At 51.1% G+C, this 18,226-nt stretch carries 20 protein-coding genes; 5 read left to right on the top strand and 15 right to left on the bottom strand.

Going from position 1 to position 18,226, the window contains the following annotated elements; genetic code table 11:
* Nucleotides 1-507: 507 nt before the first annotated feature.
* On the top strand, nucleotides 508-1,827 hold the full coding sequence (argA, locus tag ACMHXE_RS16510) for an amino-acid N-acetyltransferase (protein WP_101054770.1): 1,320 nt from the start codon (nucleotides 508-510) through the stop codon (nucleotides 1,825-1,827).
* Nucleotides 1,828-1,934: 107 nt separating this feature from the next.
* Here argA and rho read toward each other — a convergent pair whose 3' ends face one another.
* Both rho and trxA read right to left on the bottom strand, forming a co-directional pair.
* Nucleotides 1,935-3,200, bottom strand: a complete 1,266-nt coding sequence (gene rho, locus ACMHXE_RS16505) for a transcription termination factor Rho (RefSeq protein WP_025011562.1) — start codon at nucleotides 3,198-3,200, stop codon at nucleotides 1,935-1,937.
* A 213-nt stretch (nucleotides 3,201-3,413) separates the two neighbouring features.
* The gene (gene trxA / locus ACMHXE_RS16500) at nucleotides 3,414-3,740 is read right to left on the bottom strand and encodes a thioredoxin TrxA (RefSeq protein ID WP_025011563.1); all 327 of its coding nucleotides are present in this window, start codon (nucleotides 3,738-3,740) and stop codon (nucleotides 3,414-3,416) included.
* Between the two features lie 153 nt (nucleotides 3,741-3,893).
* Here trxA and rhlB point away from each other — a divergent pair, with 153 nt between their 5' ends.
* Nucleotides 3,894-5,207 carry an ATP-dependent RNA helicase RhlB gene (rhlB, locus tag ACMHXE_RS16495; protein ID WP_413732820.1) on the top strand — a complete coding sequence of 438 codons (1,314 nt, stop codon included), beginning with the start codon at nucleotides 3,894-3,896 and terminating at the stop codon, nucleotides 5,205-5,207.
* Nucleotides 5,208-6,128, top strand: a complete 921-nt coding sequence (locus ACMHXE_RS16490) for an exopolyphosphatase (RefSeq protein WP_101054653.1) — start codon at nucleotides 5,208-5,210, stop codon at nucleotides 6,126-6,128.
* A 104-nt stretch (nucleotides 6,129-6,232) separates the two neighbouring features.
* On the opposite strand, the gene ACMHXE_RS16485 is transcribed toward ACMHXE_RS16490, so the two are convergent.
* The 11 genes from ACMHXE_RS16485 to ubiE form a co-directional block, all read right to left on the bottom strand.
* On the bottom strand, nucleotides 6,233-6,769 hold the full coding sequence (locus tag ACMHXE_RS16485) for a thioredoxin family protein (protein ID WP_101054773.1): 537 nt from the start codon (nucleotides 6,767-6,769) through the stop codon (nucleotides 6,233-6,235).
* 203 nt (nucleotides 6,770-6,972) lie between these two features.
* The gene (hemB, locus tag ACMHXE_RS16480) at nucleotides 6,973-7,983 is read right to left on the bottom strand and encodes a porphobilinogen synthase (protein WP_413732818.1); all 1,011 of its coding nucleotides are present in this window, start codon (nucleotides 7,981-7,983) and stop codon (nucleotides 6,973-6,975) included.
* Complete coding sequence (locus ACMHXE_RS16475) at nucleotides 7,980-9,881, bottom strand: diguanylate cyclase (protein WP_413732816.1); 1,902 nt, start codon at nucleotides 9,879-9,881, stop codon at nucleotides 7,980-7,982. Before ACMHXE_RS16475 ends, hemB begins: the two co-directional genes overlap by 4 nt.
* Nucleotides 9,874-10,677, bottom strand: coding sequence for a TatD family hydrolase (locus tag ACMHXE_RS16470; RefSeq protein ID WP_101054661.1), 804 nt, complete (start codon nucleotides 10,675-10,677; stop codon nucleotides 9,874-9,876). Before ACMHXE_RS16470 ends, ACMHXE_RS16475 begins: the two co-directional genes overlap by 8 nt.
* On the bottom strand, nucleotides 10,674-11,189 hold the full coding sequence (locus ACMHXE_RS16465) for a hypothetical protein (RefSeq protein WP_101054664.1): 516 nt from the start codon (nucleotides 11,187-11,189) through the stop codon (nucleotides 10,674-10,676). Before ACMHXE_RS16465 ends, ACMHXE_RS16470 begins: the two co-directional genes overlap by 4 nt.
* A gap of 48 nt (nucleotides 11,190-11,237) precedes the next feature.
* Nucleotides 11,238-11,993, bottom strand: a complete 756-nt coding sequence (tatC, locus tag ACMHXE_RS16460) for a twin-arginine translocase subunit TatC (protein ID WP_039034057.1) — start codon at nucleotides 11,991-11,993, stop codon at nucleotides 11,238-11,240.
* Between the two features lie 10 nt (nucleotides 11,994-12,003).
* Entirely contained in the window at nucleotides 12,004-12,411 is a 408-nt protein-coding gene (gene tatB / locus ACMHXE_RS16455; RefSeq protein WP_071475672.1) for a Sec-independent protein translocase protein TatB, read from the bottom strand.
* A 6-nt stretch (nucleotides 12,412-12,417) separates the two neighbouring features.
* Nucleotides 12,418-12,663 (bottom strand): Sec-independent protein translocase subunit TatA, encoded by a 246-nt coding sequence (gene tatA / locus ACMHXE_RS16450; protein WP_101054667.1) that lies wholly within the window; start codon nucleotides 12,661-12,663, stop codon nucleotides 12,418-12,420.
* Between the two features lie 59 nt (nucleotides 12,664-12,722).
* Nucleotides 12,723-14,372 carry a ubiquinone biosynthesis regulatory protein kinase UbiB gene (gene ubiB / locus ACMHXE_RS16445; RefSeq protein WP_226564656.1) on the bottom strand — a complete coding sequence of 550 codons (1,650 nt, stop codon included), beginning with the start codon at nucleotides 14,370-14,372 and terminating at the stop codon, nucleotides 12,723-12,725.
* Nucleotides 14,369-15,001 (bottom strand): SCP2 domain-containing protein, encoded by a 633-nt coding sequence (locus tag ACMHXE_RS16440; RefSeq protein ID WP_226564655.1) that lies wholly within the window; start codon nucleotides 14,999-15,001, stop codon nucleotides 14,369-14,371. The genes ubiB and ACMHXE_RS16440 overlap by 4 nt, the downstream gene beginning before the upstream one ends.
* A gap of 1 nt (nucleotide 15,002) precedes the next feature.
* Nucleotides 15,003-15,758, bottom strand: coding sequence for a bifunctional demethylmenaquinone methyltransferase/2-methoxy-6-polyprenyl-1,4-benzoquinol methylase UbiE (gene ubiE / locus ACMHXE_RS16435; protein ID WP_101054677.1), 756 nt, complete (start codon nucleotides 15,756-15,758; stop codon nucleotides 15,003-15,005).
* Nucleotides 15,759-15,770: 12 nt separating this feature from the next.
* Here ubiE and ACMHXE_RS16430 point away from each other — a divergent pair, with 12 nt between their 5' ends.
* Nucleotides 15,771-15,953, top strand: coding sequence for a hypothetical protein (locus ACMHXE_RS16430; protein ID WP_165565732.1), 183 nt, complete (start codon nucleotides 15,771-15,773; stop codon nucleotides 15,951-15,953).
* 75 nt (nucleotides 15,954-16,028) lie between these two features.
* Here ACMHXE_RS16430 and ACMHXE_RS16425 read toward each other — a convergent pair whose 3' ends face one another.
* On the bottom strand, nucleotides 16,029-17,051 hold the full coding sequence (locus ACMHXE_RS16425) for a formimidoylglutamase (protein ID WP_226564653.1): 1,023 nt from the start codon (nucleotides 17,049-17,051) through the stop codon (nucleotides 16,029-16,031).
* Nucleotides 17,052-17,159: 108 nt separating this feature from the next.
* Nucleotides 17,160-17,645 carry a ribonuclease E activity regulator RraA gene (gene rraA / locus ACMHXE_RS16420; protein ID WP_025011574.1) on the bottom strand — a complete coding sequence of 162 codons (486 nt, stop codon included), beginning with the start codon at nucleotides 17,643-17,645 and terminating at the stop codon, nucleotides 17,160-17,162.
* 334 nt (nucleotides 17,646-17,979) lie between these two features.
* On the opposite strand from rraA, the gene ACMHXE_RS16415 reads away from it, so the two are divergent.
* Nucleotides 17,980-18,222, top strand: a complete 243-nt coding sequence (locus ACMHXE_RS16415) for a YgjV family protein (protein WP_101054684.1) — start codon at nucleotides 17,980-17,982, stop codon at nucleotides 18,220-18,222.
* The last annotated feature ends 4 nt before the right edge of the window (nucleotides 18,223-18,226 follow it).

Raw genomic sequence — 18,226 nt, 5'->3', positions numbered from 1 at the left:
GATCCGCGTTTGAATTCAAAATTGATAATCGGGCGGCAGTTGTTTAGATATTTGCAGAAACTCTCCTTCCAGGTACGAGCCCGCAGGCAGCACGTCGGCACTTGGGGTTTGACTTTGGATTCTATATTCGCCGCATCTATAACTCTTACCTGTAATGTTTCTTGTTTGGGAAGGCTGAGTTGCGGGCCCTGTCTATCTGCCCATCGACGATAGCAAACCTTATGGCGCAGGTTCCGGGTCGCTGGAGGGTTCATACATTCTCAACAGATCCCTGCTATACCTTTCTTTGCGATAACTGGAACCCTGGCTGTGAATGTTGACTCGATAGTTGTCTTTGGAAAAGTATTTGGAGATTGCTTGTCCTGCATGTGAATGGTTAGGAGTTGAAATGGTCGTATTTGCAAACAAATGCTTTTTAAGTGAATTTAAATGCATTATTATGTTGTTCGTGCCACAGGTGTGGCATTCATTTCTGCCGGCTTTAACGAGTGTGAGGTAAATCCCAAGGTGCGTACCACAGAATTGGTTGATGGTTTTCGTCATTCTGCTCCCTATGTCAATGCCCACAGGGGCAAGACATTTGTTGTGATGTTAGGAGGGGAGGCACTGGCTCAGCCTAAGTTTCGTTCCATCATCAATGATGTTGCTTTGCTGCATAGCTTGGGGATCAAGGTGGTATTGGTTTATGGCGCCCGGCCGCAGATAGACGAATCCTTGGCTCATCATCAGATTGAGCCCGCCTACCATCAAGGTGTACGGATCACCGACGAAGCGACTCTTAAGCTGATTAAGCAGGTGGCTGGTTCTTTGCAGTTTGATATTACTGCCAGGTTGTCCATGAGCTTGTCGAACACACCTATGCAGGGAGCTCAGATCAATGTGGTTAGCGGTAATTTTGTGATTGCCCAGCCTTTGGGGGTCGACAATGGCATTGACTATTGCCTCTCCGGCAAGGTGCGCCGTATTGATGTTCAAGGGCTTAAGCGGCAATTGGAAAATAACTGCATCATCCTGATGGGGCCGATAGCAGCTTCGGTCACCGGCGAGAGTTTTAATCTCACCGCTGAAGAGGTAGCGACTCAAGTAGCAATCAAGCTTAAAGCCGACAAGATGATAGGCTTCAGCTCCCAGAACGGTATTTTGGACCGTAATGGTGATGTGATTGCCGAACTGATGCCCAACGATGCCCAGAAAATTCTCGATAAACTGGCCGGCCAGGGTGAAGGTTGCGTCGGCACTATGGCGTTTCTCAAGGCCAGTATTGATGCCTGTCGCAGTGGCGTACCCCGTTGCCATTTGGTCAGCTATCTGGAAGATGGTGCCCTGTTGCAGGAATTGTTTTCTCGTGAAGGTATAGGTACCCAGATAGTCACTGAGAGTGCCGAGCGTTTACGGCGCGCATCCATTGCCGACATTGGCGGCATACTCAACCTGATCCGCCCGCTGGAAGAGCAGGGTATCCTGGTGCGTCGCTCCCGCGAACAACTGGAGATAGAAATAGAGCAGTTTATGCTGATTGAGCGTGATGGCTTGGTGATAGGCTGCGCGGCGCTTTATCCCTTTGAAGAGGACAATGCCGGCGAATTTGCCTGTTTGGTGGTACACCCTGACTATCGCGATGCCGATCGTGGTAGTTTGCTGCTGCAAAACATTATAGGCCAGGCCAAGGTACGTGGTTATTCCAGGTTATTCGCGTTGACGACCCGCAGCATTCATTGGTTCCTGGAACATGGTTTTGAATTGGTGGAGGTGGATGCTTTGCCTAGCAAGAAGAAGCAGCTTTACAACTACCATCGCCGCTCGAAAATCTTGGCGCTCGACCTGTAAGAATCAACTTGTTTGACATAACACCATTCAGTTAAACAAACTTTGACTGAATGGTGTTAATGGGTGTCAGAGCAGGAACGGTCCGATTGGGACCGTTGCCTTTTACATCAAGACTTGGTGCGTTTCATCGCAGTGAAGAACTCTTCATTGGTCTTGGTCATTGCCAACTTGTCGATCAAGAATTCCATCGCGCTGACTTCATCCATAGGGTTGAGGATCTTACGCAGGATCCACATCTTCTGCAGCTCATCCGGCGTGGTTAGTTTCTCTTCACGACGGGTACCGCTGCGGTTGAAGTCAATGGCAGGGAATACCCGTTTTTCAGCGGCCTTGCGTGACAGATGCAGTTCCTGGTTACCTGTACCCTTGAACTCTTCGTAAATCACTTCGTCCATCTTGGAGCCGGTATCGATAAGCGCAGTGGCGATAATAGTCAGGCTGCCACCGTTTTCGATATTACGGGCTGCACCGAAGAAACGCTTGGGTCTGTGCAGCGCGTTGGCATCCACACCACCTGTCAGCACCTTGCCGGATGAAGGCACAACCGTGTTGTAAGCACGAGCCAGACGGGTGATGGAGTCCAGCAGAATCACTACGTCTTTCTTGTGTTCAACCAGGCGCTTGGCCTTTTCGATAACCATCTCTGCAACTTGTACGTGACGGCTTGCAGGCTCATCGAAGGTGGAAGCGATCACTTCACCCTGAACCAGACGCTGCATTTCGGTGACTTCTTCAGGACGTTCGTCGATCAGCAGCACCATCAACACTACTTCAGGGTTGTTGTAGGTGATTGATTGGGCAATGTTCTGCAGCAGCAGAGTCTTACCGGCTTTGGGTGGCGCAACAATCAGCCCACGCTGGCCCTTACCCACAGGTGAGCAGAGATCCAGAATTCGGGCTGTGATATCTTCGGTGGAACCGTTACCACGTTCCATACGCAGACGTTCTTCTGCATGCAGTGGGGTAAGGTTTTCAAACAGGATCTTGTTGCGAGAGTTTTCAGGCTTGTCGAAGTTAACTTCGTTAACTTTCAGCAGAGCAAAATAGCGTTCGCCTTCTTTAGGGGGACGTATTTTGCCGAAAATGGTGTCACCCGTTCGCATGTTGAAACGACGGATCTGGCTTGGAGAAACATAAATATCATCGGGACCGGCCAGATACGAACCATCGGCACTGCGCAGGAAACCAAATCCATCCTGAAGTATTTCCAGAACGCCGCCGCCGAAGATGTCTTCACCGCTCTTGGCATGGGCTTTCAATATAGAGAAGATGATATCCTGCTTGCGGGCACGAGCCATATTCTCCAGCTTCATTTCTTCGGCCAGTGCGACTAAGTCTGCAATAGACTTGTTTTTTAATTCAGTTAAATTCATTTTTGGTGGGTCTTGTTTCACGCGACAAAGCTTACGCGCTCAATCTCTCAAATTGGACTTGATGGATGTTGATTGAACAGCGAGAAGTGGGTTAGTAGAAAGAATCTGGTTATTAAAGTAGCACTATCAGGACAGGGCGTCCAGAAGTTTAACTGAACCCGGCACATTTTTATTTCTAGGGCGTGCCGGGTGTCACTTATTTGATTTGAGTGATCAAATCTGGGCGTCGATGAACTCTTTCAACTGAGTCTTGGACAGGGCGCCAACCTGATTGGCAACCAGTTCACCGTTTTTGAACAGCAACAGAGTAGGGATGCTGCGAACACCGTATTTAACAGGTGAAGCGTTATTTTGATCTATGTTCAATTTGGCGATGGTCAGTTTGCCGGCGTATTCTTCGGCAACATCGTCCAGGATGGGAGCGATCATTTTACATGGGCCACACCACTCGGCCCAGAAGTCTACCAATACAGGCAGTTCTGATTTCAGGACGTCGTTTTCAAAGCTGTCGTCGCTCAGGTACACAATTTTATCGCTCATGATGTTCTCCAGTTGGGTTGCCATTACTGGTCTGTTAATGGCTTAACCTGTATATTGGGTTGGATTAACGGCAATTCAAGTCACCGTTTTTTTCTTGTCGCTATTTCAAACGATCGAGTATCTTATTGCAACCCTAACTGGTATGCTTGCGCTATGAGCGAAACACATTTATCTCAACAAAAACTTGCCGAACTGCCACTACATCCTGAAGTAATTCAGGCGCTTGCAGAAAACGGTTTCGAATATTGTACGCCTATTCAGGCACTTTCCCTGCCGGTACTTTTGCAGGGCAAGGATATCGCCGGTCAGGCGCAGACAGGTACGGGCAAGACCCTGGCCTTTCTGGTAGCAACTTTTAACCACTTACTTTCCACCGACATTCCCGCCGAACGCCAACTTAATCAGCCCAGAGCCATCATCATGGCACCAACCCGGGAACTGGCGATTCAGATAGCCAAAGATGCCACCTTGCTGTCCAAACACACCAAACTCAAGGTGGGGATTGTCTATGGCGGCGAAGGCTATGATGCCCAGCGCAAGGTGCTGGACAAGGGCGTGGATATCCTGATTGGTACTACGGGGCGAATTATAGATTACGTGCGTCAAGGGGTTATCAATCTCAGCGCTATTCAGGCCGTAGTGTTGGATGAAGCGGATCGTATGTTTGATCTGGGCTTTATCAAAGACATTCGCTTCCTGTTCCGCCGCATGCCGGATGCCAAAGACAGGCTCAACATGCTGTTCTCGGCTACCCTGTCGATGAAGGTGCAGGAGCTGGCTTATGACCATATGAATGACCCGGTCAAAGTCGAAATTGCACCGGAAGAGAAAACTTCGAAAAACATCAAGGAAGAGCTGTTCTATCCTTCGATGAAAGACAAGATCCCACTGCTGCTTACCCTGATAGAGGAAGATTGGCCGGATAAGGCGATAGTCTTTGCCAATACCAAACATCAGTGTGAAAACCTCTGGGGTTGGCTCGAAGGTGATGGTCACAGAGTCGGTCTACTGACCGGTGACGTGCCACAAAAGAAACGCCTTAAGATCCTGGAGCTGTTCACCAAGGGTGATCTGGATATTTTGGTGGCCACAGACGTAGCGGCCCGTGGCCTGCATATTTCTGATGTGTCCCATGTCTATAACTTCGACCTGCCTGATGACTGTGAAGACTATGTTCACCGTATCGGTCGTACTGGCCGTGCCGGTGCCAAAGGGGTTTCGGTCAGCTTTGCCTGTGAAGAATACGCCCTCAACCTGCCGGCTATCGAAGACTATATCAAGCACTCGATTCCGGTAACCTCTTATGATGCCGAAGCCTTGCTCGATGATATTCCAGCACCGGTTCGTATCCATCGTAAGCATGCCGGACCGCGCAATACCCGTGATCGCGGTCAGGGACGTCCTCAGGGAGCTCATCGTAGCGGTGGTCGTCCACCTCGTCACGACAGGACTCGCAGACATTCCTGAATGCCGAAACCCGCCTACGCTGCCATAACTCTTGGCTCCAATAGCTTCAATATGCTGGTTGCCCGTACCGTCGGCGGCCAGCCCAAGGTTCTCGCCAAGTACAAACGTAAGGTGAGGTTGGCCGAGGGAATTGAGGCTGATGGCAGTCTCAACCTGGCGGCATTCGAACGTGGCCTCGATTGCCTGGCCATGTTCTCCAATATGCTTGTCGAACATCAAGTCGATGATGTCAATGTGGCCGTCATTGCCACAGCAACCCTTCGTTGTATCAGCAACGCCGATGAATTCAATCGTCGTGCCCTGCAAATATTAGGGCACCCGATAGAGATCATCTGCGGTATGCGTGAAGCCGAACTTATCTATCAAGGCATGGTGGCGACCACTCATGGCGAAGGGCGACGCCTGGTGATAGATATAGGTGGTGCCAGTACCGAGTTTATTGTGGGTGACGGTGAAAAGGTGCTGTTTAAAACTAGTCTGCCTATAGGCTGTGTCACCTACAACCAATGCTTTTTCACCTCTGCTCCCTTGCAACCGCTGGACTTTGACGATGTGCGAGCCAGGGTGGAGCTGGCCTTGGCTGAACACAAATCGACTTTGAAAGCGCTGGGTTGGCATTCGGTGGTCGGCGCTTCCGGAGCAGTGCAGTCAGTGGTTGAAGTGTTGCAACATAGGCAGAGGTCGGAAACTTTGACTCTGGCGGTGTTGGAATCACTGAAACAGGAGTTATTGGCTCAGGAGAGCTTAACTCTGGATGGCATAGATGGCCTTGCTCCAGAGCGGGCACCGACCTTTACATCCGGTGTTGCCATCTTGCTGGCGCTGTTTGAGCTGCTGGGTATTGAACAACTGCATTTATCCGGCGGCGCTTTGCGTGAAGGGGTGTTGCAGATGTTGGCCAAACGGCAGTCTGCAGAATAAGCACAATTAAAAAAGGACCTTAACCAGGTCCTTTTTACTATCTCATTTTTTTGTTGCTACAGCCCTAGTGCACCTTAGGTTACGCGGCATAGTGGCTTGAAAGATTACTTGAGGATCTTGGCCAGATCCTGCTCCAGAGAGACTTCCGGGCGTTCAACGATACGGCCAATCTCTTTGTCATCCTGAAGTACAATAAAGGTTGGGATCCGCTGGAAGTCATATTGGGCGGCCAAGCCTTCCGGATCCTGTTTCTGGCGATCTACCCCGATATAACGCACCTGGATATTAGGGTTGGCCACTTGCTCCATGATACGGATAAAGCGCGGTGTTTCTCTGTGGCAGTCCGGGCACCAGGTGCCTATGATGACGACAATTTCTGTGGCCTTATCGACCGCTTTTATTGGAGCCAAGGCATCTGTCTCTACCTGATAACTCTGATAGCCACTGCTGAATTCGGGTAATTCTGTCACCAGTTTCTGTGCTTCGACTGCGCCCGTTAAGATCACTTCCTGTTTCTCCTCGCTGCAGGTGGCGATAAAGCCTTCCTGTTTGTCTTCGAAACCACAACCGCCATTGGCCATAACCTGGCAACTGAAGAATAACGCGGTGGTGGCGAGTAACGCTTTTACATTCTGGTGCATCATACTACCTCGGGTGGGGTGACTCCATACCCTGATTCAAACATTGGTGAGGGATATATCAAAGAGACAAACACTATGTATGTTAGCAAGATCACTAAATAATTTTGATCTGAACAAAGAGGTTTTTCAACCAGGGAGTGGATTCTTGCCGGGAATGGTATAAATACAAAAAAGCCGCCTTGAAGGCGGCTTTGGAGTTCAATTTACTTGGCGTCTTTCAGCCATTGGGCGGCCTGCTTGGCAAAGTAAGTGAGAATGCCATCGGCGCCGGCACGTTTGAAGCACAGCAAAGATTCCATCACTATGGCTTTTTCTGCCAGCCAGCCGTTTTGAATTGCTGCCATATGCATGGCGTATTCACCGCTGACCTGATAGGCAAAAGTCGGCACACCCAGTTCGGTTTTGACTCTGCGCACTATATCCAGATAAGGCATGCCTGGCTTCACCATCACCATATCGGCGCCTTCCTGAATGTCCAGGGCGACTTCATGCAATGCTTCGTCCGAGTTGGCCGGATCCATTTGATAGCTGTGCTTGTTGCCGCCTTTGAGGTTGCCGGCAGAGCCGACCGCATCGCGGAAGGGGCCATAGTAGTTGGAAGAATACTTGGCGCTATAAGCCATAATCTGGGTGTTGACGTGGCCTGCAGCTTCGAGCGCCTGACGTATGGCACCTATGCGACCATCCATCATGTCTGAAGGGGCTACCATATCGGCACCTGCTGCGGCGTGGGACAGTGCCTGTTTCACCAAAATTTCTGTGGTGATGTCATTAATGATGTAACCCGTCTCATCTATGATGCCGTCTTGGCCATGAATGGTGTAGGGATCCAGTGCGACATCTGTCATCACGCCCAATTGAGGGAACTCTGCCTTGAGCTCACGAACGGCTCTTTGCACCAAACCGTCAGGATTGTAGGCTTCTTCGGCCATCAGAGACTTTTTCTCCGCCGGTGTTACCGGGAAGAGGGCAATCAAAGGGATCCCCAGCTCTACCAGCTCTTCGGCTTCTTTGAGCAGTAGATCTATGCTGTAACGCTCAACGCCCGGCATGGAGGCTACAGATTCGGTACGCTTGTTACCTTCGAGCACAAACATGGGGTAGATGAGGTCATTGACCGTCAACTGGTTCTCAGCCATCAGGCGGCGACTGAACTCATGCTTGCGCATACGGCGCATACGACGCTGTGGGTAGGCACTGGTAATTATGTTCACTTTGGGCTCCTGGCTGGATCTGAAAGGGTATCTTGCTCGGGATCAAAGGCGTAGACCCGATCCCTGCCTGAATTTTTGGCGTGATACAGCGCCTTGTCGGCTTGCTCCAACAATTGGGTGATGTGCATATCCGACTCTATGATGGCGACGCTGACGCCGATACTGGCGGTCAGAGGGATTGTTTGTTTGTCCCAACTGACATCCAAGGCCGAGATGGCGTGACGTATCTGTTCTGCCACACTCAGGGCCCCGTTAGTATCAGTATTAGGCAATATAATAGCAAACTCCTCACCGCCAAAACGTGATACCAGATCACTTGGGCGCCTGAGGATATTCTTGAGGGTATTGGCAATACTCTTAAGGGTTTGATCGCCGGCCAAATGGCCATGGGTATCGTTAATGGTCTTGAATCTGTCTATGTCCAGCATCAGCAGCGCCAGCGACGTCTGTTGCCGTCGACTGATGCGCCCTTCGGCCTGCAGACGCTTGTCGAAGGTAGAGCGATTTTTGACCCCGGTAAGGCTATCTATGGTGGCTTGCTCAGTGAGTTTCTGGTTGGCTTCGTTCAGTTCTCTGAGCGCAATTTCCAGCTCCAGCGTACGTTCCTGCACCATACGTTCCAGCTTCTCGTTGCTCTCGGCTTCCATTCTCAGGGTTTCTTCCCTGGCTTCGCGGATTCGCTCCGCCTGTTTCAGGGCTTCTTGCTGAATTCTTTGCTTGGCCTTGCGTTCATCGTTGTAGCGTATTGCCAGTACTGCCGCCATAAACACCACCTCGAAGGTGAGTCCCAATAGCACCGGTGTTTGGGGCATCAAGGGCAGTTTGATAAGACCCAGATACATGAGGCAGGAGACAAAGATCCCCAGCGTCATGCCACTCCAGGAGACAGTGTAGAGTTTGGCGAGTTTATTGCCGCGTATCGCCTGCAGTATGCTGAAAAACAGTAGCATCAGGCTCACAGACATGACTGAGATGATCTCGATATAGATGGCGAGCGCATAATCGAGCACTACAGTGGCAAACATCAGCAGTATGGCGCTGGCCGCGGTATAGCGACAGGCTCTCAACATACGGATACTGTGGTACTTGAGCTGCAATACCTTCTCGGTAAAGAGTATTCCAAAGGCGATAACCAGAGGGACCAACGAAGGGATAACATATTGTTGCAGCTGCGGCACATTGGGCCAAAGATAGCGAAAGGCCGTGCCATTGATGCAAGCAACCAATAAGGTCATGGTCAATACATAGCCGGCGTAATAGCTGTAACTAAAGGAGCGGGTTGTTAGGGCGATAAACAATGCAAACAAGCCTATAGCGGCCAGGGCGCCTAACTGTATGCCATTGAGCATATTGCGGGTTTCCTGGCTTTGTAGCAGCTCGTATGGCTCCCAAAGGTGGATAGGCAGATAGCTGCTGCCGGCAGTGGTCAATTTCAGCCAGAATTGGTGCTGCTCCTGCTGCCTGATATGAAAGGCATAGAGGAAGTTGGTACTTAATATGCTTCTGTGGCCAAAGGCCTGGGTATCTCCCAGAGTTAGCTGACGTTGGAGACGACCATCGACATAGTGGTAGATCTCCAGCTTGTCCATACTGGGGTTATTGAAGGCTAGTATTCTGTTGAAATGGCCCGGCTCTTTGGCATAAAGGCTGAAGTTGAACCAGAGGCCATCGGCGCCCATTTCGATAAAGTTGTAGTCATTGGCTGGGTGCCAGGCGGTATCCGGTAAATTCTGTATCTGGCTGAGGCGACTATCATTGCCTTGTTCTGTGACTCGGGTGCTGGGGCGTAGATCTAAATCCAGCCCTTCGGTTGCCGACAACGCGACTCTGGGTTCGGCAGCAAGACTGAGAGATAGTAAACTCAAGAAGAGCAATAGAATGGAGTAGGCATTAGCCATGAATGCTCTCCAGTTTAAAGAAACGCAAGCTGTTGCTAAAGCATTGGCGCGCAAGACTCTCCAGCGACTGACCTCGGATGTCGGCGACAGCTTGGGCTATGTAAGGCAGATACTTGGGCTCATTGCGGCCGGATTTGGGCTTGGGCCGCATGCTGCGTGGTAGTAGATAGGGACTGTCGGTTTCCAGTAATAATCTGTTGTCCGGGATTAAGGGGAGAGCGCTGACCAGATCCTGTCCCCGACGTTCGTCACAAACCCAACCTGTTACGCCCAAATACAGATCCCTGGCAATATAGTCTTCGGCCTGTTTGGGGCCGTCGGTAAAACAGTGCAGCAGCGCCGCCGGCAGGGCTTCCAGATAGTCATCCAGAATAGCCAGAAAATCATCATGGGCATCTCGCTGATGCATCAGTACCGGGTATTGCAGTTCTACCGCCAGAGCCAACTGGGCCTCAAAGGCCTGGCGTTGCTGCTGGCGCGGCGAAAAGTCTCTGTTGTAATCCAGGCCGCATTCCCCTATGGCAACCACGCCCGGTTGTCCGGCCAGTAGCTTCAGTTCTGCGGCGCTCTCCGTTTGCCATTCGCTGGCATGATGAGGGTGGACACCTGCTGTAGTGTAGACTTTTTGGGGATATTGCCGGCAAACCTGGATGCAGTTTCGGCTTTCATCCAGATGGCTGCCAATAATGATAAGCGGCGAGACGCCTTCGCCTGCCGCTTCATTGATAACTCGATTGAGATCTTGTTCCAGGTGGCTGCCAATCAAATTGACAGCGATATCCAGGTATTGATTCACTGCAGACGTTTGACCCTGATAGTGCTGTTGCGCCCTTCAGCTCCCAACAGGAATGAGCCTAAGGCGGCTTTTTCGATATAAACCTTCTGCCCGGATTTCAGGCGGAAATTGCGGCTGTCGGTCTGTTTCCAAACCTGACCGTTATTGAAGCTGATTTTGAGGGCGCCATAGGGGTCTTTCTCGACCTCGCTGATGGTCAGGAAAATCTTCGCAACTTCATTTTTCTTGCTGGCCTGGATAGTGGATTCCAGGTTATCGGCACCGAAGTCGGCCGCAGGATCGACCTGGACACTCTTGGCTACAGGCGCAGCGGCAACCACAGTGGTTACTTCGGCAGGACTAACTTGGGGGGCTTTTACATGAGAGACTTTGGCAGCCAGCTCATCGTAGCAGATGAGCCGGTCGAGTTTATCAGTTAGGGAGGCACATTGAGCCAACTCCTGCTCGATTCCGGCCTGAGCCTGAAAACAAAGCAGTGCAGCAGTAGAGGCAGCAATCCAGGTTAAACGCATGAATATCATCCTTCTTTTATTCTTGTTATTACCCTTGCTGCCTGCTGATTATGCCTGCTTTTCCTCGGTTTCGTCCTCGTCTGATTCATCCGAAGCCTTGCTGTAAAAACGGGCAGCCAAGAGTCCACCTTCAAACAATAACAGCATTGGCACGGCCAGCATAGTCTGAGAGATGACATCTGGCGGTGTCAGCATCATGCCCACCACAAAGGCACCGACAACGATATAGGGGCGTTTGGCTCTTAGGTCTTCCGGAGTAGTGACTCCGGCCCAGCACAGCAAAATCACGGCGACCGGGATCTCGAATGCCAAACCAAAGGCAAAGAACAGCTTCAGAATAAAGCTCAGATAACTGCTGATATCGGTCGCGACCTGAACCCCTTCCGGAGCCACACTGGTAAAGAAGCCGAATACGACCGGGAACACTACATAGTAGGCAAAGGCAATTCCCAAATAAAACAGCAGAGTACTGCTGAATAAGAGCGGAACTACCAGACGTTTTTCATGTTTATATAGTCCGGGCGCGACAAAGGACCAGATCTGAAATAGCACATAGGGCACCGCAATGAAAAAAGACAGTACCAGTGTTAGTTTAAAGGGAGCAAAAAACGGCGCGGCCACATCCGTTGCAATCATACTGCCGGTATCCGGCAATGACTGCATCAATGGGATCGCCATATAGTGATAGATATCATTGGCCCAGTAAACCAGGGCAATAAACACGATAAGCACACTTGCAATGGCTTTGAGCAGTTTAGTGCGCAGTTCAAGCAAGTGGCTGATTAATGGCTGCTGTTGCGACATGCGTTACCCATTATTTAGTGTCAGTACCTGTCGGCTTGGGAGCCGTCTCGGTGGCAGGTGTTTTCTCCTCGACAGCGGCTTCTGCCTTGGGGGATTCCTGGGCTGGAGATTTGCTGTCTTCAACCTGATAGGGGCGGTTAACCGATTGGGCCGCTTCTCTCAGTTGATCGATAGATTCCTGCAGTTCCGGAGACAGATTGCTGAGGCCCTTACTCTCGGCCTTCTTCAGGTCTGCATGTAACTGCTCGATCTTGAGCTCCTGCTCAAGTTCATCTTTGACCGAATTAGCCATGCGTTTCATGGCACGGATCCAGCCGGTAATTGAACGTACCGCTACCGGGAGACGTTCGGGGCCGAGAACGACCAGCCCCAATACCCCGATGAGCAGCAGCTCCATAAAGCCGATACCATCGAACATAGGGAATTACGCCTGTTCTTTGTCCTTGGACTCAGGCTTCTTATCAGTCGCCTGTGCTTTTGGGTCTGCCTGAGTGTTCTGTGCAGAAGTGTCCTCTATGGCCTTCTTGTCGTCGTCACTGGACATGGCATTTTTAAATCCCTTAACTGCTCCGCCGAGGTCGCCGCCCAGTGAACGCAGCTTCTTGGTGCCGAACAGCAGCACTACAATTAACGCGATGATGAGAAGTTGCCAAATACTGATACCACCCATGAAGGTTTCCTCTTAGATAATCTTGGTTCAATTATGAACCTTTAATTAAAATGTACTAATTAAAATTTCTTAATTTTAGGCCTGGATCGCCATCCAACAAACCATAGGATTGCTCCGGCCCCAATACTGACATAGGACGGCCACAGTGTAGCGTCCTGACTGAGTGAAATCGTGCCACAGATCAACAAAATTGCGGATGTGATTAACAAATAATTACTTTTGTGTGCTTTTTGCTGGTGCTTAAGATACTTATCCAGCATCTGCTGCTGAGCCCCAAGGAGATTACGCCCCAGCTTCAGATTGTCATATATCAGCTCCGGAAACTCTGGAAGTTTATCAGACCAGAAGGGCAATTGTGTTTGCACTTTTTTGAACATTGCCTTGGGGCCGACCTGTTCTGCCATCCACTGCTCAAGGAAAGGTTTGGCCGTTTGCCACAGATCCAGCTGAGGGTAAAGCTGACGTCCCAAGCCCTCGATATAGAGCAAGGTCTTTTCCAGCAAGACCAACTGCGGCTGCACCACTATATGGAAGCGGCGCGCGGTGCGAAAAAGTTCCAACAATACATGGCCGAAGGAGATCTCATTCAGCGGCTTGTTGAACATAGGTTCACACACCACTTTGACTGCTTGCTCGAAGGCCTGAATATCGGTATCGGCCGAAACCCAACCGGATTCCACATACAGCTGAGCGATACGGCGGTAATCACGATTGAAGAAGGCAAGGAAGTTTTCTGCCAGATAGCGTTTATCCGTGTCGTTAAGTGTTCCCATAATGCCGCAGTCCAGACCGATATAGAAAGGATCTTCCGGGTGCTCGCGGGAAATAAAGATGTTGCCCGGGTGCATGTCGGCGTGGAAAAAATTATCGCGAAAGACCTGGGTAAAGAAGAGTTCCACCCCACGCTCGGCCAACAGCTTGAGGTTGGTGCCCTGTGCCTTGAGCGCTGCTATATCAGATACAGGGATCCCCTCGATGCGCTCCATCACCATCATCCTTGGATAGCAAAGCTCTTCATAGACATAGGGAATATAGAGGGCGTTGGAGTCGATAAAATTGTTGCGCAGCTTGACCGTATTGAGCGCTTCCAGTTTAAGGTTGAGCTCCCCCAAAATGGTAGTGCGGTAGTCTTCCACCACTTCGGCCGGGCGCAGGCGGTTATCCGGGCCGAGAATGGTTTCCAGCAGCTTGGCACTCTGGCTCATCAACTGCAAGTCGGCGAGAATGTTTTGCTCTACATTGGGGCGTAATACCTTGAGGACTACAGGCTTACCGTTGGACTTGAGCGTTGCCGTGTGCACTTGGGAAATAGACGCCGAGGCCAGCGGGGTATCGTCAAAATCGTCAAACAGGGTTTCTATGGGGGCCTTAAGCTCGGCCTCAATGGCTTGCCGCGCCAACTTGGAGTCAAATGGCGGGACTCTGTCCTGCAACATGGCCAATTCATGGGCCCATTCATCACTGAGCAGATCGCGGCGGGTGGAGAGCATTTGGCCGAACTTGATATAAACCGGTCCCAACTCTTGCATCGCCAGTTTCAGCCGTTCACCGCCTGCCTTGGATTTATGTTTGTTGCGTAGCCAAAATAGACTGCGACGCCAGAGTTTGAAGTACCAAGGGGTCAACTTTTTCGGCAACAGCTCATCCAAACCATAATGCAGGGCAATGCTGATAACCTGATATCCTCTCTTGATACTGGCGAAACTCATGGGCTTTTCTTGTCCTTCAAATTGGCGAGTCGTTGTTCTAAGGCGTCCGTGGCGGTCGCAAGCTCGTCAATTTTGTCGCAATGGTGAATAAATTCAAGCCGATGAGGGGCTAATTTATACTCTTCGGTGGTTAATTGCGCCAGATGGGACTGGGTCTTGTTAAACACCCGGCTTAAATCTGCCCTGGCTCGCTCCAGACCGCTCAATAGTATATGCGTCGGGGCATCACCCAGATAACGGGACAAAGGCTCGGCAAAGTCGAATCTGACCTGTTGCAGGAAATGGCTGAATGTTTGCAACAGAGAGAGTTCACCTTCGATGACCAGCTTATCTTGCTTGATAAGCTCGGTGAGACTCTCGCCTTCGCCCAGGCGATAGAGAGTGGTGGCATCGGCCTTGACGGTTACCGCCACCTCGCCTTCATAGTTGGAAAGCACCTGAATTTTCTTGGCAAACACTAAATAAAGCGGCCAATTCAGTTGACTGAGCTGCAGACACAGGACTTTACCGTGCAGCGATTTCAGCCGGACATATTCACTCTCGGCTTGATTGGTGACTTTTTCTAGCGCCATCTCCAGAGCGGCGCAGCACAGCAGCCGCCACTGTGATGTCAGGCTCAGTTCATTCATCTCAGAACTTATAGCCTCGATGCAGAGCGACTACGCCGTCGGTCATATTGATGTAATCCACCTGCTCCAGGCCGGCGTCCAGCATCATCTGCTTCAGGGTTTCCTGATCCGGGTGCATACGGATGGACTCGGCCAGATATTCGTAGCTGTCGGCGTCTTTGGCAACCAACTGACCCATCTTGGGCAGGATCTTGAACGAATACAGATCATAGGCCTTGCGCATGATCTCATGCTGTGGCTTGGAGAACTCCAATACCAACAATTTACCGCCAGGCTTGAGCACTCGTTGCATTGAGCGCAGCGCCGCATCTTTGTCGGTCACATTACGCAGGCCAAAGGCGATGGTGATGATATCGAAGTGATTGTCCGGGAAGGGCAGCGCTTCGGCGTTGGCCTGTACATAACTGACGTTGCCCACTATGCCCTTGTCGCGCAGCTTGCTGCGGCCAACTTTGAGCATGGAATCATTGATATCCGCCAGAATAACTTGGCCTTTTTCGCCCACCAGGTGCGAGAATTTTGCGGTCAAATCACCGGTGCCACCGGCCAGATCCAATACCTTCATTCCTGGGCGGGCACCGGCGCACTCTATGGTGAAGCGTTTCCAGAATCTATGGATACCAAAGGAAGCGACATCGTTCATGATGTCGTATTTAGCGGCAACGGAATGGAAGACTCCGGCTACCAGGTCGGCCTTTTTTTCAGCTTCGACAGTTTTATACCCGAAATGTGTACTCTTTGGTGAGCCTTCAGACATCAGTGTATTCCTATGACTAACTTGTATTGCCGCGAGTGTAAGCTATTGGTGCGGCTTGCTGAATCTTTGCGCGGCCAAGCTGTGATCGCCGCAGTAAAAAACGCTGTTGGCCCCGTGGCCAGACTGCGCATTAGACCACAATATCTGCCGGGGGTGAATAGCCTCAGCCGCCATAGCATTCCCTATCGCGGCTGAACTTCGCTGAGCCGTCCTGCCTATTTGAGCACGGGCAAGCTTGGCGGTGCTAAAGCGAAAAGAGTGTGGCAGTGTTCAGACCTGTTTGGCCTGTAGGTAGGCGTAAATCAGTTCGGCAAGGCACTGACCCACGGCTTTGTAGCCTGCGGCCAGGCCTGCATCGTGGCATGCCGGGGCGCCTTCGGCCAGATGCAGATAGACACTAGAGGTGTGGCGCGCCATATGGCTGACGTAATGTGCCGCATCCAACAACGGAATACCGGCAACGGTTGAGGCACTGGAGGGCATCTGGGATATGGCATCCAGATCCAGCTCTATGGCGACCGGCAGCCCCGTATGGCGCAGCTGGCGGGCAATGTCATTCAGAGCCTGTTCTAAGCTCAGCTCGCGACGTACCCAAATTTGCTGCAGGCTGTGCCAACTGCCTCCAAATGCCGTAAGTTGTTCCAGATTGGCTTCACTGTTTTTCAGTTCATGCAGCCCGAGCACGTGATAATGCCCCAGAGAGCCGTTGGCCGCGGCATAACTGAAACCATTGCCACTGTGGCGGCCTTCACGCAACCTGAAGTCTGAATGAGGATCCAGATTGACCGCCGCCAGCGGCTTGGATAATGCCGCCCGGGCGGCGCTGAGTAAGCCAAAGGCGTTGTTGTGGCCACCGCCGATGACGATGGGCTCAAGCCCGGCGGCAAAAACCGGAGTCAGGGCTTCGATGACCTGCTGATCCAGAGACTCCACCTCTTGTCTGAGTTGCTGACAATCATTGGCAGCATTGGCAACCGGGGTGATTTCCCCCAGCAGCAGGCATTCTTCACCACTGAGAAAGCGGTTGGACTGCAGATTAAGCAGTGCCGGCAACATGGCGTCAAAGGCCTGGTTGGCGCCGCCTTGTCCCAGATTTGCTCTGGGCCCAAGATCTTCCTTGATACCTATGATGGCAAAACGGGCGCCTGCGGCTTTGGCCTGAGTCAGCGCATCCATATAGCTCGCCGCGCTTGGCAGCAGGCGCACTTTCTGACCCAGACGGGTTTCACCTTCTCTTGGGCTGAAAGATTGGGCCAGCTTGGCTTGCGTGATGGGGGAGAGCGGCAGTTCCATAGAGTATCCCTTTCTCTGACGGGGCAAGAATAGCCTCTATTCTGGCTGAGGCTGAGCAAAAGGCAACAAAAAAGCCGGCAGAAGCCGGCTTTGGTTCAACAGTGAATATCAGTCGATATCCAAGGGTTCTGGAGATAGAATTACCCCTGTGTTATCGGCGTAGATATGATCGCCTGGAAGGAAGGTAACACCACCGAAGTTCACTGGGATGTCCACTTCACCAATGGCATTGCCATCGGCACCAACAGGAATGGAGGCCAGAGCCTGGATACCTATATCCAGCTCTTCGAGGGCATCGACATCGCGCACGCTACCGTAAACGATAATGCCTTCCCAGTTGTTGTTGACTGCAACCTCGGCAATCGAGGCATCGATCAGCGCTCGGCGCAGAGAACCACCGCCGTCTACCAGCAGAACCTTTCCTTCGCCATCGTCCTGCAATACATCGAGAATGAGGCCGTTGTCTTCGAAACACTTGATGGTGCTAATGGAGCCGCCAAATGAACTACAACCGCCGTAGTTGCTGAACATAGGCTCGACGACATCGACAACATCCAAGTACATGTCACAAAGTTCTGAGGTGTTGTATTCCATATTTACACTCCTGTTGAACCGCAAGGTCTGACAAGACCGCGGGATAACGCACTAAGTGCCAGTATATAAGGGATTCTTGAAAAGAAAAGTGTTATCAATCACGGTATTGCTGGATTTTCTTTTTGTTAACATTTGTGTGGTAATATTTCGTGGCTAGTGTATAAATGTGCACCATTTTTTGATGTGAGTCATTAAATAACGTATTTTTATTACAAATGTGCTGTGGCTTTTGTTAATATAAGTACCATCCAAACTTACTTAACTTTAACCTGCTTTAGGGGCACGGATCCCCCGTCAGGCTTATGGACGGCAGAGGGCCTGAACGAGGTGCCTTATGGAAGCTCTTAACACAATTGAAATCATTGGCTATTTTGCCTCCATCATGGTGGCCATTTCTCTGATGATGAAGGATATTATTTGGCTGCGTTGGATCAACTTTACCGGTTGTACCCTGTTCGTGATTTACGGTGCGGCCATTTCTGCCTGGCCGGTAGCGGGAATGAACGCCTTTGTGGCTTGTATCAACGTTTATCATTTGATCAAAATCTATCGTGGCCGGGCGGCAATCACTGCCTGATGTC

It is taken from the genome of Shewanella sp. BJSY2023SW007, assembly GCF_047314525.1.
GTDB classification, from domain to species: domain Bacteria; phylum Pseudomonadota; class Gammaproteobacteria; order Enterobacterales; family Shewanellaceae; genus Shewanella; species Shewanella chilikensis.
This window is presented reverse-complemented; position numbering and strand designations above follow the sequence as displayed.